Origin of the sequence: Bradyrhizobium sp. BR 10289 (genome assembly GCF_019455385.1) — a bacterium.
Lineage (GTDB): Bacteria > Pseudomonadota > Alphaproteobacteria > Rhizobiales > Xanthobacteraceae > Bradyrhizobium.
This window is the reverse complement of sequence record NZ_JACOFR010000021.1, coordinates 18,027-38,509: the sequence shown is the minus strand read 5'-3', so window position 1 is coordinate 38,509 and position 20,483 is coordinate 18,027. Positions and strand designations below refer to the sequence as shown.

The following is a 20,483-nucleotide window of genomic DNA, read 5'->3' as shown; positions in this document are numbered from 1 at the left end:
CGTTGATCTGGATTAAAACGGCGCGGCGAAACCTGATGAGAGATGGCGCGCATCTCGCGTCATCAACAGAGGAGTTGAGAACATGCGCAAGATGCAATTGGCGCTGCTGACGTTCGGCGCGACGGTCCTTGCCGGCTTCGCCACCGTCTCGCCCGCCGCAGCCCGCGATTATCCCTGGTGCGCGCAGGGCGGGGAGTTCGACTATCCCGGCGAATGCGCCTACAGCACCTATGAGCAATGTCAGGCCAGCGTCTCCGGCCGGCTGCTGTTCTGCGGCCCCAATCCGCTTGTCGCCTACGGCCAGGCGCCGCAACGTCAGCCGCAGCCGCGCCGCCGCGTACGACCCGTCGCGCCTTACTAGTCGCTGCCCTTCACCGCAGCGACGGTCGGGCATCGTCCGTCCCGATCACGTCCTCGTGCAGGCTCGCGAAGGCGGGTTCCTGCTTGACGCGCTGTTGCTTGCACATATACTAAACCATATGGTTAAGTATCAGGACGAAGCCCTCGACCGGACCTTTTCGGCGCTCGCCGATCCGACGCGGCGTGCGCTTCTTGCCCGCCTCGGCGAGCAGGACAGCCTGTCGGTGAGCGAGCTGGCGGCGCCGTTCGCGGTCTCGCTGCCGGCGATCATGAAGCATCTCGACGTGCTCACGGACGCCGGCCTGATCGTGCGGGAGAAGACCGGGCGTACCGTCGCCTGCCGGCTCACGGCACAGCCGATGGAGCAGGCCATGAACTGGCTGAATCGCTACGCGCAGTTCTGGTCCGAGAGTTTCGATCGCCTTGCCGCCTTCGTGGAGGAAGAGACATGGCCAACGCAGCCGTCACCGCCGATCCCCGCACCGCCGAAGCACCAAGTCTCACGCTCACGCGCCGGCTCCGCGCGCGGCCGGAAAAGGTCTACACCGCCTGGACGCAAGCCGCGCAGCTGATGCAATGGTTTGGGCCGCCGAACATGAAGCCGGCGACGCTGAACGCCGAGCTAGACGTCCGCACCGGCGGCCGCTATCGCATCAGCTTCACCCGAGATGACGGCGAATATTTCGAGGCCGGCGGCATCTACCGCGAGGTCGTGCCCAACGAGCGCCTGGTGTTCACCTGGGCATGGCACTCGACGCCGGAGCGCGAATCGCTGGTGACGATCACGCTGAAGCCGGACAACGATGGCACGCTGATGGTCTTCCACCACGCCCAGTTCTTCGACGAGACCGCGCGCGACAACCATCAGCGCGGCTGGACCTCGTTCTTCGACAAGCTCGATGCCTTTGTCGCCTGACCCCGTGGAGGACGCCATGCAGCAACATCAGATCGTCTCACGCGAGCAGTGGATAGCGGCCCGCAAGGTCCATCTGGCACATGAGAAGGAGCTTTCGCAGGCCCGCGAGCGCCTCGTCGAGGAGCGCCGCGCGCTCCCTTGGGTCAAGGTCGAGAAGGCCTACGTGTTCGACGGACCAAACGGCAAGGTGACGCTCGCCGATCTCTTCAAGGGGCGTCCGCAGCTCGTGGTTCAGCATGTGATGTTCGCGCCCGATTGGGAGGCGGCCTGCAAGAGCTGCTCGTTCTGGGCCGACGGTCTTGATCGCATGGTGCCGCATCTCGCCGCGCGCGACACGGCGACGGTCGCGATCTCGCTGGCGCCGGTTGCAAAGCTCGAAGCCTTCAAGGCGCGGATGGGCTGGAGTTTCGACTGGGTCTCGTCGGGCGGCAACGACTTCAACCATGATTACGGGGTTTCCTTTACCCGCGAAGAGATCGACAAGGGCGTGCCAAAGTACAATTTCGGCACCACGCCGTTCTATGGTCCCGAGCTGCCCGGCATCAGCGTGTTCTTCCGCAATGAGGCCGGCGAGATTTTTCACACCTATTCGTGCTTCGCCCGCGGCCTCGACATGATGAATGCGGCCTATCAATATCTCGACCTCACTCCGCTCGGCCGTCACGAGGACGGCCTGCCCTATCCGATGGACTGGGTCCGTCTGCGGGATCAGTACGAGCCGGAGGCGTCGAAGGGGGCGTGCTGCCACGGGTGAGAGGACGAGTGTGTGCCCAGCCGCAAACTCGTACCATCACCGTCACCCTGAGGGCCGCGAAGCGGCTCTCGAAGGATGACGGCCCGGCTGCATCGGGGCCACTCATCCTTCGAGGCTCTCCGGGCGATGCTTTGCGTCGCATGGCCCCGCGCTTCAGGATGGCGGAACTGATGGCGTCGCCCCTACCTACCTTTTCGCCTCCGCCTGCTCCGTGACGTTGCACGAGATCAGCATCGTATAGGGCCGCGCATTGGCGGCGATATCGGTGGTCTTGAGCTCGCCTTTGGGCTCGGTGGTCTGATAGGGCACCACGGAATTATCGAGGAAGTCGCGCAGTGCGCCAGTCTTGATGGCGAAGTTGATGTTCTCCGGAATGTTGCCGGTCGCGGCGATGACGCGCAGTGCGGGGATCTTTGCCGTGACCACGCCTACAATCTGACCGGTGGTGTCGAATAGCGGGCCGCCGCTATTGCCGGGCTGCACCGGTGCACTGATCTGGAGAAAGCGCGAATCATTGCGCATGCCGCTGAGCGAACTCACGATGCCGGTTGTCACGGTGAAGTCGGAAGTCAGCAGCCCGTGAAAGGGAAAGCCGATCGCAACGACGGAATCGCCGGAGCGAATGGAGCGGTCGCGGATCCGCGCAAACTCCTTGAATGTGGCGGTCGAAGGCGCCTGCAAGAGAGCAAGATCATTGTTCGCGTCGCTCGACACGACGCGCAACACCATGGCGGCCTCGCCGGTGAGATTGCCCTTGAGATCGCTGCATCCGTCGATCACATGGTTGTTGGTGATGATGTGCCCGTTGGCGCTGACCACGAAGCCGGTGCCAAAGCCGCCGGTGGTCCTGGCTGCCTTGCCGGATTTGCTGGCTGGCGGTGCACCCTGCTTGTCCGCCGAAGCTGCCGGCTTCGCTGCCCCTTTGGTGAAGTCGCCGGCCTTGTCGAGCCCGTCGGCCTTCACCTTGGTCACGCAATTGGCCAAGGCCGCGATCACGGGCCCGGTCGAGGTCAAGTCGAAATTCAGGACGGCCCGGCCGGCCGTCGCCACCATCAGGCTGGCCTTCTGGAACGCGCGCACGACATTGACCGGCATGACGGCCGTGAGCATGTTGGACTGGTACGCCGTGGCGTACAGTCTGGCTTGCTCCTGCCCGTCAAACGTCACGTCGATTGCGGCGTTCTCGCCTTTGTTGAAGTTGTAGCTGGGACTGGCAAAGGCGAGCGACCATATGCCGGCGGCATTCTGGCTTACGACGAGAATGACGCCGTTCGCATAAGGCGTCGTCGCGGCGCAATGGGAGAAGACGCCCGTCTCGTCATTGCTGAAGGCGCCTCCGATCCAGTTGCCGACATTGACCGTGCCGAATGGTCCTTTCGCATGCACGATGCCGGCGACACCCAACTGCAACAAGAGCGCAACGACAAATGACTTGAGCCACATACTTTCCCCCGGAACGCCTTTCGATCCATCTTACTCGTAGGAGCAGGCGCGGCGCAACCGGCAGTTGTCCGCGCGCGCAGCCTTCCAGCTGCCGCAATCGAGGCCTTGCCTTTACTTTGCAATGCGATATACTTTGCAACACAAAGTAACGGGATGGATAATCCCGGGCGATTTGGGTGGAGCGGGTCTTTGGCGTTGCCGATGCGCGATCTCGACAAGGCACTGGCGGACATCGGGGCGATCCGCAGCCAGATTGCTGCGGGCACCGCGTTCCGCGGCTACGGTCCGGCGACGATGGCCGCCACCGGCGCTGTCGCGCTGATCACCGCGATCCTGCAATTCTGGCTGCTCGGCGATCCCGCCAATGAGCCGCTCGGCTTCTTCTGCGGCTGGTTCGCCGCCGCCGCGCTTTCGGGCCTGATGATTGGCATCGAGATGCGCGCGCGCTCGCGCCGCCATCATTCGGGTCTTGCCGATGCCATGATCCACCAGGCGGTCGAGCAGTTCCTGCCCGCCGGCGTTGCCGGTGTGCTGCTTGCGGTGGTGATGTGGAAGTTCGCGAGCGAGACGCTGTGGCTGCTGCCGGGTCTGTGGCAGGTCCTGGTGTCGCTCGGCATCTTTGCGTCCGTCCGCTCGCTGCCGCGCACCGTCGCGCTGGCGGGGGCGTGGTATTTCATCTCCGGCTTCGCCGTCGTGGTGCTGGCGAGCCGGACCCATACGCTGTCGCCATGGACCATGGGGCTGCCCTTCGTGATCGGGCAGTCGGTGATGGCGGCCATCTTATACTTTGCGTCCGGAGACCATGATGTCGAAGACTGACAGTGCCCCGTTCTCCTATGAAGGGCTCGACCGCGTCATCCACGAGAAGGCGCGGCTCGGGCTCCTGACCTCCCTGATGGCGCATCCGAAGGGGCTGGCATTCGCCGATCTCAAGCAGCTCTGCGGCCTCACCGACGGCAATCTCAGCCGGCATCTCGCCGTGCTCCAGGAAGCCGGCCTCGTCGAGGTGACCAAGGGCTATGAGGGCAATCGCCCGCACACCACCTGCCGCCTGACCAAGGCCGGCCGCCGCCGCTTCCTCGATTATCTCGCCGTGCTCGAACGCCTGGTGCGCGACGCCGCGAAAGCCGCCGGCCGCGAAGCGCCGCCGCTCGGCCGTCTCGGCATCGCCTCGACCTGATCCTCCCCCTTTTTGATCGGAGACTTTGCAATGCAAAGTGACATCACCTCCCGCAACGAGAAGCTTCACGTCGGCATCATCATGGATGGCAACGGCAGGTGGGCGACGCGGCGCGGCCTGTCGCGCTTGCGCGGCCACGAGGCCGGCGTCGAGACCATCCGCCGCATCGTCGAAGCCGCGCCCAAGCAGGGCATCGGCACGCTGACGCTTTACGCGTTCTCCACCGACAATTGGCGCCGTCCGAAAGCGGAGGTCGCCGCACTGATGACGCTGCTGCGCTTCTATCTCGCTAACGAGGTGCAGAGCCTCGTCAAGAACGGCGTGCGCCTCACCGTGATCGGCCGCCGCGACCGGTTGCCTGACGGCATCGCCAGCGCGATCGCGCGTGCGGAAGAGGCCACCGCATTCGGCAGCACGCTGCACCTGCGCATCGCCGTCGACTATTCCGCACGCGATGCCATCCTCAACGCAGCGGCGAAGGCGGCGGCGCTGACCAGCCTCACCCGCGAAGCCTTTTCGCAGCTCGTCACCGGCGAAGCAGGCCTTCGCGACGTCGATCTCATCATCCGGACCTCCGGCGAGAAGCGGCTGTCGGATTTCCTGCTTTGGGAAGGCGCCTATGCCGAGCTGCATTTTACCGAGCGGATGTGGCCGGAATTCGAGGCGAGCGATCTTGCGGAAGCGCTCGCCGCCTTCCACGGCCGCGAGCGCCGCTTCGGCGGCCTTCAGGCCATCATGCCCGAGGACGTGCCGTCACTCTCCCGTGTGTGACGGAGCGCAGAGAGCGCGCTGTTCGTTTTCAGCAGCGTGATTGGCAGCGATGTCCAAGCCGCCGGCGTGCGGTCCCGGTTAGGTGTGCGGCTCACGCAACCTGCCGAGAGCGTCATGCATGTCAAAGCTGTCTTCGGATGTCGTTGTCGAGTCCAACGGGACGAAAGCCATTGTCTGCATCAGGGCGGCCGATGCATCCGATGCGGAGAACCTCTCGGCCTATTTCACTGGTCTTTCCACGAGGGCGCGCAACAGACGCTTCATGGGCGCGCGGGCGGACATCGCGGCGCTCGCGGCCGAATGCGTCGCCAGGACCAGCCACCCCGGCCACTTCACCTTGCTCGCCGAGCTCAGGCAGGAGGGGCGTGGCGTGATCATCGGCGAGACACTCTATGCCTATGATGCCGCCGCCCGGCATGGCGAGTTCGCGATCTCGGTGGCCGATGCCTTTCAGCGCACCGGTCTCGGCTTGCAGATGATGACCGCGATGGAGCGCCGCGCGAGCGACCTCGGGCACGAGATGATCGCGGCCGAGACTGCGCGGGCCAACGCCGAAATGCGCGGTCTTGCGAAGAAGGCGGGGTTCAGCGACACCGACCTCGACTGGCAATCGGTCCACCTCGCCAAGCGGCTGTGGCGCTAGAATTCCGCGCGTTGCCGCCTGGCATGGATCGTGCTCTAGTGTCCCATCGCCGGTGATCCCCGGCGATGGGAGCTTTCGCAAGATGCGCGCAGTCCTGGACTATTGCACTGGCGGAACCGAGCGGCAGGTCAAGGCCGGCACGCTCGTCGTCACCGAGGGCGGCACCACCGGCCATCTCTACGTGCTGATGCAAGGCAAGCTCGAGGTGCTCAAGGGCGAGATGGTGGTGGCCACCGTCACAGAGCCCGGCGCGGTGCTGGGTGAGATGTCCGTGCTGTTGGGGCAGCCGCACACCGCGACGGTGCGGGCCTGCTCGGATGCCGTCGTCTACGAGTTCGAGGACGCCGCCTCGTTCCTGAAGCAGGAGCCCGAGGTAGCGCTGCTGATCGCAAAGCTGCTGGCGCAGCGGCTCAACGTCGCCAATACTTATCTGGCCGATCTCAAGCGCCAATATGCCGGCCACGGCACCCATCTGGCCATGGTCGGCGAGGTGCTCCAGAGCATGATCAACCTGCCGCCGCTCGAGGTCTCGCCAGGCTCGGATCGGCAATCCGACCCAAGGATGTGAGCCAGTCCGGCGGGTCCTCGATATAGTTTGCGGGCCGCTTCAACGGCGCGTCGAGGTCGATCCATTGCGCTTCGCCCGCCGCCAGCCAGAACGCCTTGTCGGCGTCGAGATCGAGCACGATGTGCGTCGGGGGCCGGCCCGGCTGCAGGCCGGCGTTGAACACCCAGGTCTGGCCCAGCCGGTCGAACCACGAGCCGTCGGTGATGAAGGGTGACTGGTGCACATGGCCGGAGATCACCATCGACGGCTGATACTGCATGATCCACTGCACCAGCTCGACATCGCCGAAGAAGCGCTTGCCGCCCCAGCTGGTCGGCGAGTTCGCGGGCGGCGCATGATGCGCCCAGATCCAGCGCGGCGGGCGGCTCACCGCGGCATCGCGCAGCTGCTCGACGATGCGCTGCTTGACCAGCGGACCGTCCCACCACGGGCACACCGTGAACAACGTGTCGCCGATGGTGAGGCTGTCGCCGTCGCAGGCAATCCCCAGTTCGCGAACCTCCGAGATCCAGCGCGAGATCTTTTCGCCTTCCGCATTGCGCTCGTCGAGGTCGTGATTGCCGGAGCAGAGGATCACGCGGGTCCTGGCTGCGATCAGCGCGAGATATTTCTTCACCACGACGATCTGCGCGCGGAAATCCACCATCGAGCCGATGTCGAGCGCATCGCCGGCGAAGATCACGAGATCGAAGTTCGGCGCCGCGCTGACCAGCCAGTCGAGCTGCGGCAGCGAATAATGCAGGTCGGCCACGACCAGGCAGCGCATTGAGAATCCGTTCGCGGAAGATCGAAAATGTTGGGGAATTCCAAAAACTTATAAAGCAAGAAGCAGACCAGCACGGCCGCCTCTCTTGGTCACGCCAATGGCCGCAGCATGCTGCGGCGCGCCTGCGCGCGCAAGTGGCCTGATATCGCAAGGCTGGACCCGATCGTGGAATTCTGATGTCGTGGCGCACCTTCAACGCGGTGTCCGCATGACCTCCTTCAAGACCATTCGTGCCCGCGCCGAGAAACGCAAGGGCGGCCCCAAGGCGTTGGACAAACTGATGCCGGACAAACCCGATTTGAAGGGCCTCGCCAAGCTCGGCGACGACCGTATCCTTGCCGAGATGACCAGGCGGGTGTTTTGCGCCGGTTTTGCCTGGAGCGTGATCGATTCGAAATGGGACGGCTTCGAAGCGGCGTTCCTGAACTTCAAGCCGGCCAAGCTCAGCTTCCAGCCGGAGGAGTATTGGGAAGGCCTCCTGCGCGACGCGCGCATCGTGCGCAACGGCGCCAAGATCATGTCGGTGCGCGACAACGCCGCCTTCGTTCAGGAGATCGCGAAAGAGCACGGCAGCTTCGGCAAGTTTCTCGCGAAATGGCCGCCGTCCAACGAGGTTGGCCTGCTCGATCTCCTTGCCAAGCGCGGCAGCCGTCTCGGCGGCAACACCGGCCAGATGCTGCTGCGCTTCGTCGGCTGGGACGGCTTCGTCACCTCGAAGGACGTGGTCGCTGCCTTGCGCGATGCCGGCCTCGACATCGCCGAAGAGGTGAAGTCGAAAGGCGATCTCGCAAAAGTGCAGGCGCAGTTCAACGCCTGGGCCGAGGAGACCGGCCTGCCCTACAGCTATCTCTCGCGCATCTGCGCGCTCTCGGTGGGCGAGAACAGCAGCGAGCAACACTGACAACAACCAGGAGAAGAACAATGGCCAAAGCCTATTGGGTCGCGACCTATCGCGCCATCAAGAACCCCGAGGCAATGGCGGCCTACGCAAAACTGTCACGTCCGGCGATCGAGGCCGCCGGCGGCCGCGTGCTGGCGCGCGGGATGCCGGCCGCCGCCTTTGAGCACGGCCAGATGGAGCGGGTCGTGCTCATCGAGTTCGACAGCGTCGCGAGCGCCAAGGCGGCATATGAAAGCCCGGCCTACAAGAAAGCGCACGATTTGCTCGGGGACGGCGCCGATCGCGACATCCGGATCGTCGAGGCCGCCGAGTAGCGGGATCGTGGACATCGTGTGGCTATCCCGCGCCGTGAGCGCGGCGGTTGCCGCGCGCGATCACGAAATACATTTTTTCGGAACATTTATGCGCAGCACCTGTTCGGGACATTGAGCCAGGCCGCACGGGCGCAGGGGAACCACCCGGCTGGTTCAATCCAATGAAACCCGACACGCGAGAAACGGAGCAGCGCATGAAGCTCTCGACCGAACAAGTGAAGCAGGCCGTCAACCAGCTCGGCGCCCAGGTGCTGCCCGACGAACATCCCGCCATGCCGCAGCTCAACAGCATGTTCGGCGAACACACTTTTTTTGTCGACGAGATGGGCCTGAAGGTCCTCGAACCGACCCCGTCACTCGGCGCTGAACGTGAGACCGGCGAAGTCGTCAGCCTCGCCGACTGGAGCGATGCTGAGCTGACGCGACTGATGGCGCATGAGCCGGAGCCGACAGGGGTGATCGTGGTGTTCGAGCACGTCAGGCATTGATGGGGCCGAACGGACCAACCTGAATCCGTGGCGGATCTGAAACAGTCCGCCACCGATTCAAATGCCGAGCGTCAGCTGCGGCTCCGCGTCATCCCCGATCTGGAGGGCAGACAGCGATACGCCGAGCAGCCTGACGCGCTTGGGCAGCGGCATCTCGATTTCGAGCAGGCTGCTGGCTAGCCGCTCCAGTTCGTCCCGGCCTGCAACCGGCGCCGTGACGGATCTGCTGCGCGTGATGATCTCGAAGTCGGCGAATTTGATCTTGAGCGTGACGGTGCGGCCCCGATTGCCTGATGTCTCGCAATGGCGCCAGACCTTGTCGACGAGCGGCTTGAGCTCGGCGGACAGCGCATCGAACGCGTCGAGATCGGCCGAGAACGTCGTCTCCGCGCCGATCGACTTTCGGATGCGGTTGGCCCGGACCGGCCGTTCGTCGACGCCGCGTGAGATCCAGTAGTAATAAGCACCGGACTTGCCGAAATTCGCGTTCATGAATTCCAGCGACTGGTTGCGGATGTCGAGGCCGGTGAACAGGCCGAGCGCGTTCATCTTCGCAGCCGTCGCCGGGCCGATGCCGTGGAATTTGCCGACGGGCAGCGTCTCGACGAAGGCGGGCCCCATCTCCGGCGAGATCACATACTGGCCGTTGGGTTTGCGATGATCGGAGGCGAGTTTTGCCAGAAACTTGTTGTAGGAGATGCCCGCCGACGCGTTGAGCCCGGTCTCGGCCTTGATTTTTTTGCGGATGCGCAGCGCGACGTCGCGCGCCAGCGGAATGCCCTGCAGATTCTCGGTCACGTCGAGATAGGCTTCGTCCAGCGACAGCGGCTCGATCACGGGCGTGTGCTCGGCAAAGATGTCGCGGATCTGCCGCGAGATCGCCTTGTAGACCTCGAAGCGCGGTCTGACGAAGATCAGGTCGGGACATTGCCGCTTCGCGGTCACTGAGGGCATCGCCGAGCGGACGCCGAACCTGCGCGCCTCGTAGCTGGCGGCCGCGACGACGCCGCGCTCCGCCGAGCCTCCGACCGCAACCGGCTTGCCGCGCAGCTCCGGATTGTCGCGCTGCTCCACGGACGCGTAGAAGGCATCCATGTCGATATGGATGATCTTGCGAACGGGCTGGGATTCGCCGGTCACCGTGTCGGATTCGCTCATGGAATGATGATACAATTGCGCGATGTGAAGCGCGAGGTGATGGATGTTTCAGTTACTGGTCTTCGTGGTGGGCGTCGTCGGCGCCGGCTGGCTGATCGGCGCGACCAATCTCCCCGGAGATTGGTATGCGGGCCTCGCCAAGCCGGGTTTCGTTCCGCCGAACTGGGCATTCCCGGTGGCGTGGACTATCCTTTACGTCCTGATCGCGGTGGCGGGCTGGCGAACCTTTCGCCGTGAGCCATCAGGCAAGCCGATGCTGGCCTGGTATGCGCAATTGGCCCTGAATTTCGCCTGGTCTCCTGTGATGTTCACGATGCACCAGATCGGAGCCGCGCTCGTCATCCTCATCTGTCTGTTTGTCGCGATCGTTTCCTACATCAGTCTCGAACGACCGCGCGACAGGCTGGCCGCCGCATTGTTCGTGCCTTACGCAGCCTGGGTCGCCTTCGCCGGCGTGCTCAATGCGGCCATCTGGCGGTTGAATTGAGGCGTTCGGTTTAGAGCTCATCAAAGAGCAGTCGCCGGCTTGTGAGTGGCGGGCTCAGGCATGCGATCCTATATCAGCGTGCAGAGGACAGCCGATGCAATACAGCTCCGAACTCGTTCAGACCATGCGCCAGGCCCTCGAGACCGTGATGGCGAGCGTGCCAGCTCATCAGTCGGTGTTCGGTCTGAAAGCCGCGGTCGCCGAATGCATTCTGAAAGCTGCCTCGCATGGCCAGACGTCGTATGACGCTCTGGTGTCGTCGGCGTCCGATCAAGTCCAGTCGATCATTTCGATGCTGACGTGAGCGCTTGCTCCGGGAGGCAAGCTTAACCGAGTGCCCGATCGCTCGACGGGGCCTGAGTTATGCCCGGGGCCTCTGCGAGATTGCGGGCGGAGGTTGACCTTCCGTTTCCACCGCGTGCACGGTCTCGCCCCAGGCGGAGAAAGCCGATGTAAAGGCGCTGTCCCCCTGGCCTCAGTCCGACCAGGTAGTAGCTGTCGGTGACCCTGGCGGCCAGTGCCGCGAGCGGGTCCCGCGCGCCTGCGCGTTGGACTTGAGCAGCATGCCGGTCAGCGCCGCCGGATCGCGGAACTGATGGATGTCGTCAGCCGGGGGGTAGATAGCCGGCCGGGGGTCACGAATGCTTGAGCGAGATCAAGGACTGCGTTCGGGATCGGAATATGTTACCCAAGCCGTACTGCGGCCCGAGAGGTAAGTCGAAATCGATGCGGCTCGTCCGTACCATCCTGGCATTCGCGATCGCCGTCTCGCTGGCAATGCTGCCGCTTGGCGCGTCCGCCGGCGGCCGCGCAATGTCGCCGGATGACATGCAGACCGCCATGCACATGGCGGATCACGGCGACATGTCGATGGACGAATGCTGTCCGGACGACATGAAGGGATCGACGCCCGACAAGGACGGCTACAAGTGCGGGATGGGTCTCTGCTGCATCGGCGGAGCGCTCGCGCTCGGCGACGTTCGCCCCGTCGTGTTCGGGATTCTTGCCATCGCCGCCAGCAAGATCGCCATTCCCGCGGACCAGGTCGTCCTGTACCGCGGCGGCAGTCCGCCCTTCCGGCCTCCTCGAAGCTGATCTCGTAAAAGCCCGCCGCGCGCACGCTTGCTCGCGGCGACGACTGACGTGCGCGCGCCACTAGCGCCACGGCCGAGATCAATTCATGAGGATAGAACAATGCTTTCCAAGGTTACGACCGCGGCTCTCGCCGCCACCCTTTCGCTTGCCGCTTCCGCCGCCATGGCGGGCGCCGGCGACTACGCCTTCGAGCCCGTCAATCCGGAGATGAAAAAAGGCGACGACGTCACGCTTGCCGTCCGCCTGACCAACAAGCAGACCGGCAAGCCGGTGCCTGACGCCGTGATCTTCAAGACCCGGGTCGACATGGCTCCGGACGGCATGGCCGAGATGGAATCGGCGGTCGCACCGCTGCCCTCGAAGGAGCCGGGCGTCTACGCCTTCAAGACGGACCTGCCGATGGCCGGCCGCTATCAGGTCACGCTATCCGCGAAGGTGCAGGGCGAGGCCGAGACCGTCACCGGCAAGGTGATCGTCAAGGCAACGAAGTGAGCCGTCGGGCGTCGTCAGCCGGCGCCCGAACTCCTCTTTCCCATTCCCATGGACGCGCGCTCCGGGCGCGCAGGTGCACATCATGAATATGCAGCGTCTTCTGACGGCACTCGCGCTGACGGGCGGCCTGGCCCTCGGCCCCACCTGGTACGCGACCGGCGAGCGCTGGTCCGTCCGTGCCGAGGCGACCAGCCCCGCAGGAGCGGACCGGACGCCGCTCTACTATCGCGATCCGGGCGGAGCGGCCCTCTGGTCGGCGGCTCCGAAGAAGGACGAGCGCGGGCGGGATTACGTGCCCGTCTACGAGGACGACAAGGCCTTCTCCGAGCCGGCCAAACCGAAGCAGCAGGCGGATTCGTCGCGCAAGATCCTCTACTACCGCAATCCCATGGGCCTGCCCGACACCTCCCCGGTGCCGAAGAAGGACCCGATGGGAATGGACTATGTCCCCGTCTACGAAGGCGACGACGCCGACGACGGTACGGTCAAGCTTTCGCCCGGCAAGATCCAGCGTACGGGCGTGAAGTCGGAGATGGCCGAGCGTCGCCCGATCCGCGTCTCGGTCAAGGCGCCGGGCACGATTCAACTCGACGAACGCCGCGTGTCGGTGATCGCGATGCGGGCCGAAAGCTTCGTCCAGAAGGTCGCCGACGTGACCACCGGCACGCGCGTGAAGGCCGGACAGCCCCTGATGCAGATCTACAGTTCGGCGGTGGCTTCCGCCGCGGCCGAGTATCTTGCGACCATCACGTCCAAGACGGTCGGCGGCGTCGAGATGTACGGCCGCGGCTCGCGGCAACGGCTGGTCAATCTCGACGTCCCCGAACAGGTGATCGCCGAGATGGAGAAGTCCCATGTCGCTCCCGTGACCGTGCAGTGGTCGGCGCCGCGCGACGGCATCGTGCTCGAGCGCAACGCCATCGAGGGCATGCGCGCCAACCCCGGCGACGTGCTGTTCCGGATCGCCGACATCTCGCTGGTCTGGGCCCTCGTCGACGTGGCCGAGCGCGACCTCGGCAACATCTCGGTCGGCCAGCCGGTGACGATCCGCGCGAGGAGTTTCCCGGGACGGACCTTCTCCGGACAGATCGCAGTCGTCTATCCCCAGGTGAACAAGGACACGCGGACCGCGCGCGTCCGGATCGAACTGGCCAACCCGGACTTCGCGCTGCTGCCCGACATGTATGTCGATGCCGCGATCGACACTGCGGACTCCGCGCCGGTTCTGGCCGTACCCGACAGTTCGGTGCTCGACACCGGTGCGCGCCAGGCTGTCCTGATCGACAAGGGAGAAGGGCGCTTCGAGCCGCGTGAGGTGAAACTCGGCCGTCGCGGCGGCGGCTATATCGAGGTGCGCGACGGCCTTGCAGACGGCGAGGCGGTGGTCACCTCGGCCAACTTCCTGATCGATGCGGAGAGCAATCTGAAAGCGGCGCTGAAGGGCTTCGCAGAGGCGGCGCCGCAAGCTTCCGACGCCGGTCCCGGCCAAGCGATGGGAGAGCACAAATGATCGCCCGCATCATCGCCTGGTCCGCCCGCAACCTGCTGCTGGTGCTGTTCGGCACCGGCTTCGCCGCCGCGGCGGGCCTGTACGCGCTCATCCACCTTCCGCTGGATGCGATTCCGGACCTCTCGGACACGCAGGTCATCGTCTACACCGAGTATCCCGGCCAGGCGCCGCAGGTGATCGAGGACCAGGTCACCTATCCACTGACCACGGCGATGCTGACCGTGCCGAAGTCGAAAGTGGTGCGCGGCTTCTCGTTCTTCGGGGTGTCGTTCGTCTACGTGATCTTCGAGGACGGCACCGACATCTACTGGGCGCGCTCTCGTGTCATGGAGTTCCTGAACAGCGCGACGTCCAGGCTACCGGCCGGCGTGACCCCGACGATTGGTCCGGATGCGACCGGCGTCGGCTGGGTCTACCAGTACGCAGTGATGTCCAGGGAGTTGAACCTGGCGGACACCCGCACGATCCAGGACTGGAATCTGAAGTTCGCGCTGGCCAAGGCCGAAGGTGTCGCGGAGGTCGCCAGCATCGGCGGCTTCGTCAAGCAGTACAACGTCGTCCTCGACCCGCAGCGGATGCGCGACCGCGGCATCAGCATGCAGAAGATCCGGGAGGCGATCCGCGCCAGCAATGCCGACGTCGGCGGACGCACCGTCGAACTCGCCGAGTTCGAATATGTCATCCGCGGCAAGGGCTACATCAAGAACATCAACGATCTCGGCAACATCGTGCTGAAGACCTCTGGCGGCACCCCGGTGCTGCTGCGGGACGTCGCCCATGTCGAGCTCGGTCCCGACGAGCGGCGCGGCATTGCCGAGCTGAACGGCGAGGGGGAGGTCGCGAGCGGCATCGTGCTGCAGCGCTTCGGCGTCAACGCGCTCGACGTCATCGAGAACGTCAAGAAGCGGTTCAAGGAGATTGCGACCAGCCTGCCGAAATCGCTCGAGATCGTACCGGTCTACGACCGGTCCAACCTGATCTACGCCGCGATCGACACGCTCAAGCACACGCTGTTCGAGGAGAGCGTCGTGGTCGCGATCGTCTGCATCGTGTTCCTGCTGCATGTCCGCAGCGCACTGGTGGCGATCCTGATGCTGCCGGTCGGCGTGCTGATGGCGTTCGGCGCCATGAAGCTGCTCGGGCTCGGCTCCAACATCATGAGCCTCGGCGGCATCGCGATTGCTATCGGTGCCATGGTGGACGCCGCGATCGTCATGATCGAGAACGCCCACAAGCACCTCGAACGTGCCAAGCCCGATCAGTCGCGCGTCCAGGTCCTGGTCGATGCGGCCTCGGAGGTCGGACCGGCGCTGTTCTTCAGCCTGCTGATCATCACCGTGTCCTTCATGCCGATCTTCACGCTGGAATCGCAGGAGGGACGGCTGTTCAGCCCGCTGGCATTCACAAAAACCTTCTCGATGGCGGCGGCGGCGCTGCTGTCCGTCACGCTGGTGCCGGCGCTCATGGTGATCTTCGTCCGCGGCAAAATCGTCCCCGAGCACCGGAACGTCATCAACCGCTTCCTGATCTGGATCTACCGTCCCGTGATCAAGGGCGTGCTGCGGGCCAAGACGCTGGTGATCCTGGCCTCGCTCGCCGTTCTCGCCGTCACGGTCTGGCCGGCGCGCCAGCTCGGCACCGAATTCATGCCGAGCCTGAACGAGGGCACGCTGCTGTACATGCCGACGACGCTGCCCGGCATGTCGGTCACCAAGGCAGCCGAGCTGATGCAGACGCAGGACCGGATCATCAAGTCGTTCCCGGAAGTCGTCTCCGTCTACGGCAAGGCGGGACGGGCTGCGACCGCGACCGACCCGGCGCCGACCGAGATGTTCGAGACGGTGGTCAACCTGAAGCCGAAAGAGCAATGGCGGCCCGGCGTGACCGTCGACAGCCTCATCGCGGAGATGGACAAGGCGCTGCAGTTTCCCGGTGTCTCCAACGCATGGACGATGCCGATCAAGGCGCGCATCGACATGCTTTCGACAGGCATCCGCACGCCCATCGGCGTCAAGGTGATGGGCACCGACCTGGTCGAGATCGACCGTCTGGCCAAGCAGATCGAACGTGTCATCAAGACGGTGCCGGGCACGTCGTCGGCCTACGCCGAGCGGGGCATCGGCGGGTACTATCTCGAGATCGTGCCGGACCGCGAGGCGCTCGCGCGCTACGGGATCCTGATCCAGGATGTTCAGGACACCATCGCGGCGGCTCTGGGCGGCCAGACAGTCACCACGACCGTGGAAGGCCGGCAGCGGTTCACGGTGAACATGCGCTATCCGCGCGACCTGCGCGACAATCCGAAGGCGATCGCCAGCGACATCCTGGTGCCGATGCCGGCCGGCGGCGCAGTACCGCTCGGCGAAGTCGCCAGGGTCGAGCCGGCGCGGGGCCCGACCTCGATCCGGACGGAAAACGGACAGCTCGCGACCTACATCTACGTCGACATCCGTGACCGCGACATCGGCAGCTACGTCGCCGACGCGCAGCGCGCCGTCACCGAGAGCATCCAGTTTCCCGCCGGCTACTACGTGGTCTGGAGCGGCCAGTACGAATATCTGCAGCGGGCCGCCGCCCGCCTGAAGATCGTGGTGCCGGTGACGCTCACCATCATCTTCCTGCTGCTGTACCTGAACTTCAGGGCCATGACCGAGACCCTGATCGTGATGCTGTCGCTGCCGTTCGCGCTGGTCGGCGGCATCTGGATGATGTGGTGGCTCGGCTTCAACCTGTCGGTGGCCGTCGCCGTCGGCTTCATCGCGCTTGCCGGCGTCGCCGCCGAGACCGGCGTCGTGATGCTGATCTACCTCGATCACGCGCTGGCCGAGATGCGGGCGAGGCGCAGTGCCGAGGGCCGGCCGTTGACCCGCCGGGATCTCCACGACGCCATCATGGAGGGCGCCGTCGAACGCGTCCGGCCGAAGATGATGACGGTGGTCGCCATCATGGCGGGCCTGGTGCCCATCATGTGGAGCACCGGGACCGGATCGGAGATCATGCAGCGCATCGCGGTGCCGATGATCGGCGGCATGACCTCGTCTACGCTGCTCACCCTGATCGTCATCCCGGCCATCTTCGGCCTGGTCAAGGGGCGGGGACTTCCCCGCGATGGCGAGGCCGCCGACGCGCAGTCGACGGTCGCTTCGCCCGACGTCCCCAGGGCCGCTTGAACGGCAGATCGAACGACAACATCGAGGGCAGCAATGCCGGCCGGGCCGTTCCTCACTGCGCCGGCCGGGCAGGAAGGTCCTTGGCGTCGCCAGGCGCCGGCTTGGATTCGAGTTCGGCGATCAGTTGCTTCATCTCACCGATCTCCCGGACCTGGGCCTCGATGATTCCGTCCGCGAGCTTGCGCACCCGCGGATCCTTGATGTGCGCCCGTTCGCTCGTCATGACGGCAATCGAGTGGTGCGGTATCATCGCCTCCATGTAGGAGACGTCGCCCACCGTTTCCTGGCTTCGCACCAGCCACAGCGACCCGGCGAACGCGACGGCTGCCGCGAGCACGATCGCCGCGTTCGTCCGCGAATCCTTGTACATGCTCCACATGAAGCCGAGCATGATGACGGCCATCACGGCTCCCATCAGCAGGGCCATCCACGCCCTGGTCTGGCTGAAGAACACGTGGTCGAGGGCCCACGTGTTCAGGTACATCAGTCCGTACATCACGATCGTCGAGACCGCGATCATAGCGGCGAAACGGGCATAAGACATCGCCGGTGCTCCCGGTTGGTTGATCGAGTCTCAATGGAGACCGAACGGGTTGGTTCCTGCTGCGACCGGTCCGACGGCGGCGGGCCGCAGCATGTGGGGGAGCGGTCGAACTCAATTTCTTTTGTTGGCCTGGTCCTCTCGTTCGTCTGTCGCGAAGAGATCAACCGGTGCTACTCCATGGCGTCCGACGGAGAGGTAAAGCGATGGCGAAGATCGATCGACGTGGAGAGAGCCTTCGGAACCAACCGTTCGTCAGCCGGAGGACACTACTTCGCGGCGCACAGGCCGGTGCAGTGTCGCTGATGACGGCCAGGGCCCTTCCGCTCGTTCGTGCTCAGATGCTGCAAACGGCACCCGATCACAGGATCAGGATCGCGCCAGTTTCGCTCGAGATCGCGCCCGGAAAGATCATCAGGACCACCGCATATAACGGGACCGTTCCCGGGCCGGCGCTACGGGTCAAGGAAGGTCAGCCGGTCCGAATCGAGGTTACCAACGATTCCGGCTACCCCAATCTGATCCACTCGCACGGCCTGATGATTCCGTCGGAGCAGGATGGAGCCACGGAAGAAGGCTCGCCGATCATCGAGCCCGGCAGATCCTTGACCTACGAATACGTCGCCAGGCCGGCGGGGACGCGCTGGTATCACAGCCACGCGATGGCCATGACCGATCTGAACAAGAGCACCTATACGGGCGAGTTCGGATTCCTCATCGTGGAGCCGGCCGGCGGCGACCCCGGCGGCTATGACCGCGAAGTGTTGCTTGCTGCCCATCACTGGGACGGTCACTGGGTCAGCATGCAGGACATCAAGAAGGGGCCGCCGCCGGACAACGGACTGGAGGTCATGTATCACGCGGCGACCCTCGGCGACCGCATGCTCGGTCATGGCGAGCCGATCCGCGTACGCGAGGGCGAACGCGTGCTGTTCCGGGTGCTCAACGCGAGCGGAAATATGGGCATCTCGCTGGCGCTGGCGGGCCATCGCTTCAGGGTGTTGGCGCTGGACGGCAATCCGGTCCCGACGTCCGCGACGGTCGACATCCTGAAGCTCGACGTCGCCGAGCGCGCCGACGTCATCGTGGAGATGAACAATCCGGGAATCTGGGTCTTCGGCTCGACGGAGGACGAGGACCGCAACATGGGCATGGGCGTGGTCGTCGAATACGCCGGCCGGAGCGGCGAGCCGACCTGGGCGGCGCCGGCTGCGTCCAAATGGGACTACACCGCTTTCGGACGTCACGACGTTCCGGCCACTGCACCCGACGAGACGATCGGACTGAAGTTCGAGAAGATCCCTGGCGGGAGAGGCGGCTACAACCGCTGGACCATCAACGGAAAATCCTGGCCAGACACGAATCCGCTCTTCACCGTCGTCAAGGGCAAGCGATACCGCCTGGTGCTGAACAACGACAGCGGCGACGAACACCCCGTACACCTGCATCGCCACTCGTTCGAAATCACGAAGGTCGGCGACAAGCCGACGTCCGGAGTGATCAAGGACACGATCAGCCTGCCCAGATATTCGACGGCCGAGGTCGATTTCGTCGCCGACGACCCCGGACCGACCTTCTTCCATTGCCATCACCAAGACCACATGGACGAAGGCTTCGCCGGACTGATCGCCTACGCATGACGCGGCCGGCTATCGCCGCGATGACCTGCGCACGCTCGTCGCCGCGTCCGGCGCAAAACCGCAGGTTTTGGAGTGTCCAGTTTTGTACCGAAATGGCGCACCCGACACGATTCGAACGTGTGACCTTTGCCTTCGGAGGGCAACGCTCTATCCAGCTGAGCTACGGGTGCTGACCGAGGGTTCATTTAGCCGATTGGTAGGGAGCGGGCAACCGCTTCCGCTGTCCTCGGTCAGGCCGATTTGCGGGCCATACGGCCAGGGACCGGCGCTGCCTCCCGCCCGAGACCGGCGAATTCGGCGAGGATGCGCTCGGCGCAGATGACGCGATTGCGGCCGAGCCGTTTGGCCGCATAGAGGGCCTCGTCGGCCGCGCCCAGCAGGCGGTCGGGGTTGCCGTCGGCTTCGCCCGGAATGTGGCTGGCGACGCCGACGCTGAGGGTGACGTGCTCGCCGGCACCGACGGCGCCATGGGCGATCGCCAAGGCCATTACCGCGCGCCGGATGTCATCGGCGATGGCGCAGGCACTGTCACAATCGAGGTCAGGCAGGATCAGCGCAAACTCCTCGCCGCCATAACGGCTGGCAAGGTCGAGCGGGCGCACGGCGTGGCGGCTGACGACATCGGCGACCGCGCGCAGGCACTCGTCGCCGCTCTGGTGGCCGTGCCGGTCGTTGAACAGCTTGAAATGGTCGACGTCGACGAACAGCAGCGCCATCGGCTTCTGCGTCCTTTGGGCGCGGGCCCATTCCGTCATCAGCATCTGGTCGAAGGCACGGCGGTTGGAGAGGCCGGTCAGCCCGTCCTTGGTGGCGAGCTCCTTCAGCGCGGTCTCGGCGCGCTTCTGGTCGGTGAGATCGCGCAGCGTCTCCACCACGGCGATCAGATGGCCGGCCTCGTCATGGATCGGGCCCGCGTCGATGGCGAGATACAGCTGGCTGCCGAGTTTCGGCATCACGCACCAGTTCTCGGCGCTGAAGCCGAGCCCGTTATGGCCGCGTGCGGCGTACTCCGAATAATATTCCGGCAGCTGCTCGGGACGATCGAGCGCGACGAGGTCCGCGAGGCACGGGCGTCTGGTCTCGTAGAAGGCCTGCCAGTGTTTTGTGGTGCCGATCACTTCGGCGGCGGCAACGCCGGTCAGGCGCTCGCAGGCTCTGTTCCAGATCACCACGCGTCGCCTCGGGTCGATCACGAAGGTCGGGACGACCAGATGCTGCATCAGCCGCACGGCATAGGAATCGGCGATGTCGACCGCTTTGGCTGAAGGTTTCGCCCGCTTCGCCAT

The 20,483-nt window shown here is 64.8% G+C and carries 24 protein-coding genes and 1 tRNA gene; 19 read left to right on the top strand and 6 right to left on the bottom strand.

The genetic code is table 11. The annotated features are described in order from the left end of the window. The first annotated feature begins 82 nt into the window (after positions 1-82). The 4 genes from HYH08_RS28035 (at position 83) to HYH08_RS28020 (ending at position 2,030) form a co-directional block, all read left to right on the top strand. Positions 83-361, top strand: a complete 279-nt coding sequence (locus HYH08_RS28035; RefSeq protein WP_220013063.1) for a DUF3551 domain-containing protein — start codon at positions 83-85, stop codon at positions 359-361. A 118-nt stretch (positions 362-479) separates the two neighbouring features. Continuing rightward, positions 480-932, top strand: a complete 453-nt coding sequence (locus HYH08_RS28030; RefSeq protein ID WP_220013062.1) for an ArsR/SmtB family transcription factor — start codon at positions 480-482, stop codon at positions 930-932. Then, positions 932-1,276 carry an SRPBCC family protein gene (locus HYH08_RS28025; RefSeq protein ID WP_249782298.1) on the top strand — a complete coding sequence of 115 codons (345 nt, stop codon included), beginning with the start codon at positions 932-934 and terminating at the stop codon, positions 1,274-1,276. Before HYH08_RS28030 ends, HYH08_RS28025 begins: the two co-directional genes overlap by 1 nt. 16 nt (positions 1,277-1,292) lie before the next feature. Next, positions 1,293-2,030 carry a DUF899 domain-containing protein gene (locus HYH08_RS28020; protein ID WP_220013061.1) on the top strand — a complete coding sequence of 246 codons (738 nt, stop codon included), beginning with the start codon at positions 1,293-1,295 and terminating at the stop codon, positions 2,028-2,030. 186 nt (positions 2,031-2,216) lie between these two features. On the opposite strand, the gene HYH08_RS28015 is transcribed toward HYH08_RS28020, so the two are convergent. Further along, entirely contained in the window at positions 2,217-3,473 is a 1,257-nt protein-coding gene (locus HYH08_RS28015) for a S1C family serine protease (RefSeq protein WP_220013060.1), read from the bottom strand. Between the two features lie 201 nt (positions 3,474-3,674). Here HYH08_RS28015 and HYH08_RS28010 point away from each other — a divergent pair, with 201 nt between their 5' ends. From HYH08_RS28010 to HYH08_RS27990, 5 genes are all read left to right on the top strand, one after another. Then, entirely contained in the window at positions 3,675-4,292 is a 618-nt protein-coding gene (locus tag HYH08_RS28010; RefSeq protein WP_220013059.1) for a hypothetical protein, read from the top strand. Then, complete coding sequence (locus tag HYH08_RS28005; RefSeq protein WP_220013153.1) at positions 4,279-4,653, top strand: winged helix-turn-helix domain-containing protein; 375 nt, start codon at positions 4,279-4,281, stop codon at positions 4,651-4,653. The genes HYH08_RS28010 and HYH08_RS28005 overlap by 14 nt, the downstream gene beginning before the upstream one ends. Before the next feature lie 30 nt (positions 4,654-4,683). Next, on the top strand, positions 4,684-5,424 hold the full coding sequence (locus HYH08_RS28000) for a di-trans,poly-cis-decaprenylcistransferase (RefSeq protein ID WP_220013058.1): 741 nt from the start codon (positions 4,684-4,686) through the stop codon (positions 5,422-5,424). A gap of 118 nt (positions 5,425-5,542) precedes the next feature. Continuing rightward, positions 5,543-6,067, top strand: a complete 525-nt coding sequence (locus HYH08_RS27995) for a GNAT family N-acetyltransferase (RefSeq protein ID WP_220013057.1) — start codon at positions 5,543-5,545, stop codon at positions 6,065-6,067. Between the two features lie 82 nt (positions 6,068-6,149). Beyond that, complete coding sequence (locus tag HYH08_RS27990; RefSeq protein ID WP_220013056.1) at positions 6,150-6,635, top strand: Crp/Fnr family transcriptional regulator; 486 nt, start codon at positions 6,150-6,152, stop codon at positions 6,633-6,635. Here HYH08_RS27990 and HYH08_RS27985 read toward each other — a convergent pair. Then, positions 6,574-7,401 carry a metallophosphoesterase family protein gene (locus tag HYH08_RS27985; protein ID WP_220013055.1) on the bottom strand — a complete coding sequence of 276 codons (828 nt, stop codon included), beginning with the start codon at positions 7,399-7,401 and terminating at the stop codon, positions 6,574-6,576. The two genes, HYH08_RS27990 and HYH08_RS27985, sit on opposite strands and share 62 nt — an antisense overlap. A 208-nt stretch (positions 7,402-7,609) precedes the next feature. Between HYH08_RS27985 and HYH08_RS27980 the strand changes: the two genes are divergently transcribed. From HYH08_RS27980 to HYH08_RS27970, 3 genes are all read left to right on the top strand, one after another. Next, entirely contained in the window at positions 7,610-8,302 is a 693-nt protein-coding gene (locus tag HYH08_RS27980) for a DNA-3-methyladenine glycosylase I (protein WP_220013054.1), read from the top strand. A gap of 20 nt (positions 8,303-8,322) precedes the next feature. Next, a complete protein-coding gene (locus HYH08_RS27975; RefSeq protein ID WP_220013053.1) occupies positions 8,323-8,616 on the top strand; it encodes a DUF1330 domain-containing protein in 294 nt (97 codons plus the stop codon). 194 nt (positions 8,617-8,810) lie between these two features. Next, positions 8,811-9,104, top strand: coding sequence for a hypothetical protein (locus HYH08_RS27970; RefSeq protein ID WP_220013052.1), 294 nt, complete (start codon positions 8,811-8,813; stop codon positions 9,102-9,104). A gap of 57 nt (positions 9,105-9,161) precedes the next feature. On the opposite strand, the gene dinB is transcribed toward HYH08_RS27970, so the two are convergent. Continuing rightward, complete coding sequence (dinB, locus tag HYH08_RS27965) at positions 9,162-10,262, bottom strand: DNA polymerase IV (RefSeq protein ID WP_220013051.1); 1,101 nt, start codon at positions 10,260-10,262, stop codon at positions 9,162-9,164. Between the two features lie 43 nt (positions 10,263-10,305). On the opposite strand from dinB, the gene HYH08_RS27960 reads away from it, so the two are divergent. The 6 genes from HYH08_RS27960 (at position 10,306) to HYH08_RS27935 (ending at position 17,016) form a co-directional block, all read left to right on the top strand. Continuing rightward, complete coding sequence (locus HYH08_RS27960; RefSeq protein ID WP_220013050.1) at positions 10,306-10,749, top strand: TspO/MBR family protein; 444 nt, start codon at positions 10,306-10,308, stop codon at positions 10,747-10,749. A 94-nt stretch (positions 10,750-10,843) separates the two neighbouring features. Beyond that, positions 10,844-11,053 (top strand): hypothetical protein, encoded by a 210-nt coding sequence (locus HYH08_RS27955; RefSeq protein ID WP_220013049.1) that lies wholly within the window; start codon positions 10,844-10,846, stop codon positions 11,051-11,053. A 422-nt stretch (positions 11,054-11,475) separates the two neighbouring features. Beyond that, positions 11,476-11,844 carry a hypothetical protein gene (locus HYH08_RS27950; protein ID WP_220013048.1) on the top strand — a complete coding sequence of 123 codons (369 nt, stop codon included), beginning with the start codon at positions 11,476-11,478 and terminating at the stop codon, positions 11,842-11,844. 99 nt (positions 11,845-11,943) lie between these two features. Continuing rightward, positions 11,944-12,336, top strand: coding sequence for a FixH family protein (locus tag HYH08_RS27945; RefSeq protein ID WP_220013047.1), 393 nt, complete (start codon positions 11,944-11,946; stop codon positions 12,334-12,336). 82 nt (positions 12,337-12,418) lie between these two features. Beyond that, positions 12,419-13,846, top strand: coding sequence for an efflux RND transporter periplasmic adaptor subunit (locus HYH08_RS27940; RefSeq protein ID WP_220013046.1), 1,428 nt, complete (start codon positions 12,419-12,421; stop codon positions 13,844-13,846). Further along, on the top strand, positions 13,843-17,016 hold the full coding sequence (locus tag HYH08_RS27935) for an efflux RND transporter permease subunit (RefSeq protein ID WP_220013045.1): 3,174 nt from the start codon (positions 13,843-13,845) through the stop codon (positions 17,014-17,016). The genes HYH08_RS27940 and HYH08_RS27935 overlap by 4 nt, the downstream gene beginning before the upstream one ends. Before the next feature lie 52 nt (positions 17,017-17,068). Here the strand turns inward: HYH08_RS27935 and HYH08_RS27930 are convergent, their stop codons facing one another. After that, a complete protein-coding gene (locus tag HYH08_RS27930) occupies positions 17,069-17,560 on the bottom strand; it encodes a DUF305 domain-containing protein (RefSeq protein ID WP_220013044.1) in 492 nt (163 codons plus the stop codon). Between the two features lie 338 nt (positions 17,561-17,898). Here HYH08_RS27930 and HYH08_RS27925 point away from each other — a divergent pair, with 338 nt between their 5' ends. Next, positions 17,899-19,197, top strand: a complete 1,299-nt coding sequence (locus tag HYH08_RS27925; RefSeq protein ID WP_228748108.1) for a multicopper oxidase family protein — start codon at positions 17,899-17,901, stop codon at positions 19,195-19,197. A gap of 93 nt (positions 19,198-19,290) precedes the next feature. On the opposite strand, the gene HYH08_RS27920 is transcribed toward HYH08_RS27925, so the two are convergent. Both HYH08_RS27920 and HYH08_RS27915 read right to left on the bottom strand, forming a co-directional pair. Then, a tRNA-Arg gene (locus HYH08_RS27920) sits at positions 19,291-19,367 on the bottom strand. A gap of 60 nt (positions 19,368-19,427) precedes the next feature. After that, positions 19,428-20,483 carry a sensor domain-containing diguanylate cyclase gene (locus HYH08_RS27915; RefSeq protein WP_220013042.1) on the bottom strand — a complete coding sequence of 352 codons (1,056 nt, stop codon included), beginning with the start codon at positions 20,481-20,483 and terminating at the stop codon, positions 19,428-19,430.

Coding starts and splice junctions, on each gene's coding strand:
- HYH08_RS27935 (WP_220013045.1), top strand. CDS start 13,843: ATGATCGCCCGCATCATCGCCTGGTCCGCCCGCAACCTGCTGCTGGTG.
- HYH08_RS28000 (WP_220013058.1), top strand. CDS start 4,684: ATGCAAAGTGACATCACCTCCCGCAACGAGAAGCTTCACGTCGGCATC.
- HYH08_RS27945 (WP_220013047.1), top strand. CDS start 11,944: ATGCTTTCCAAGGTTACGACCGCGGCTCTCGCCGCCACCCTTTCGCTT.
- HYH08_RS27940 (WP_220013046.1), top strand. CDS start 12,419: ATGAATATGCAGCGTCTTCTGACGGCACTCGCGCTGACGGGCGGCCTG.
- HYH08_RS28025 (WP_249782298.1), top strand. CDS start 932: ATGCAATGGTTTGGGCCGCCGAACATGAAGCCGGCGACGCTGAACGCC.
- HYH08_RS27930 (WP_220013044.1), bottom strand. CDS start 17,560: ATGTCTTATGCCCGTTTCGCCGCTATGATCGCGGTCTCGACGATCGTG.
- HYH08_RS28010 (WP_220013059.1), top strand. CDS start 3,675: ATGCGCGATCTCGACAAGGCACTGGCGGACATCGGGGCGATCCGCAGC.
- HYH08_RS27950 (WP_220013048.1), top strand. CDS start 11,476: ATGCGGCTCGTCCGTACCATCCTGGCATTCGCGATCGCCGTCTCGCTG.
- HYH08_RS27915 (WP_220013042.1), bottom strand. CDS start 20,483: ATGGCGAAGCGGGCGAAACCTTCAGCCAAAGCGGTCGACATCGCCGAT.
- HYH08_RS28005 (WP_220013153.1), top strand. CDS start 4,279: ATGTCGAAGACTGACAGTGCCCCGTTCTCCTATGAAGGGCTCGACCGC.
- HYH08_RS28035 (WP_220013063.1), top strand. CDS start 83: ATGCGCAAGATGCAATTGGCGCTGCTGACGTTCGGCGCGACGGTCCTT.
- dinB (WP_220013051.1), bottom strand. CDS start 10,262: ATGAGCGAATCCGACACGGTGACCGGCGAATCCCAGCCCGTTCGCAAG.
- HYH08_RS27975 (WP_220013053.1), top strand. CDS start 8,323: ATGGCCAAAGCCTATTGGGTCGCGACCTATCGCGCCATCAAGAACCCC.
- HYH08_RS28020 (WP_220013061.1), top strand. CDS start 1,293: ATGCAGCAACATCAGATCGTCTCACGCGAGCAGTGGATAGCGGCCCGC.
- HYH08_RS28015 (WP_220013060.1), bottom strand. CDS start 3,473: ATGTGGCTCAAGTCATTTGTCGTTGCGCTCTTGTTGCAGTTGGGTGTC.
- HYH08_RS27980 (WP_220013054.1), top strand. CDS start 7,610: ATGACCTCCTTCAAGACCATTCGTGCCCGCGCCGAGAAACGCAAGGGC.
- HYH08_RS27990 (WP_220013056.1), top strand. CDS start 6,150: ATGCGCGCAGTCCTGGACTATTGCACTGGCGGAACCGAGCGGCAGGTC.
- HYH08_RS27985 (WP_220013055.1), bottom strand. CDS start 7,401: ATGCGCTGCCTGGTCGTGGCCGACCTGCATTATTCGCTGCCGCAGCTC.
- HYH08_RS27995 (WP_220013057.1), top strand. CDS start 5,543: ATGTCAAAGCTGTCTTCGGATGTCGTTGTCGAGTCCAACGGGACGAAA.
- HYH08_RS27955 (WP_220013049.1), top strand. CDS start 10,844: ATGCAATACAGCTCCGAACTCGTTCAGACCATGCGCCAGGCCCTCGAG.
- HYH08_RS27925 (WP_228748108.1), top strand. CDS start 17,899: ATGCTGCAAACGGCACCCGATCACAGGATCAGGATCGCGCCAGTTTCG.
- HYH08_RS28030 (WP_220013062.1), top strand. CDS start 480: ATGGTTAAGTATCAGGACGAAGCCCTCGACCGGACCTTTTCGGCGCTC.
- HYH08_RS27970 (WP_220013052.1), top strand. CDS start 8,811: ATGAAGCTCTCGACCGAACAAGTGAAGCAGGCCGTCAACCAGCTCGGC.
- HYH08_RS27960 (WP_220013050.1), top strand. CDS start 10,306: ATGTTTCAGTTACTGGTCTTCGTGGTGGGCGTCGTCGGCGCCGGCTGG.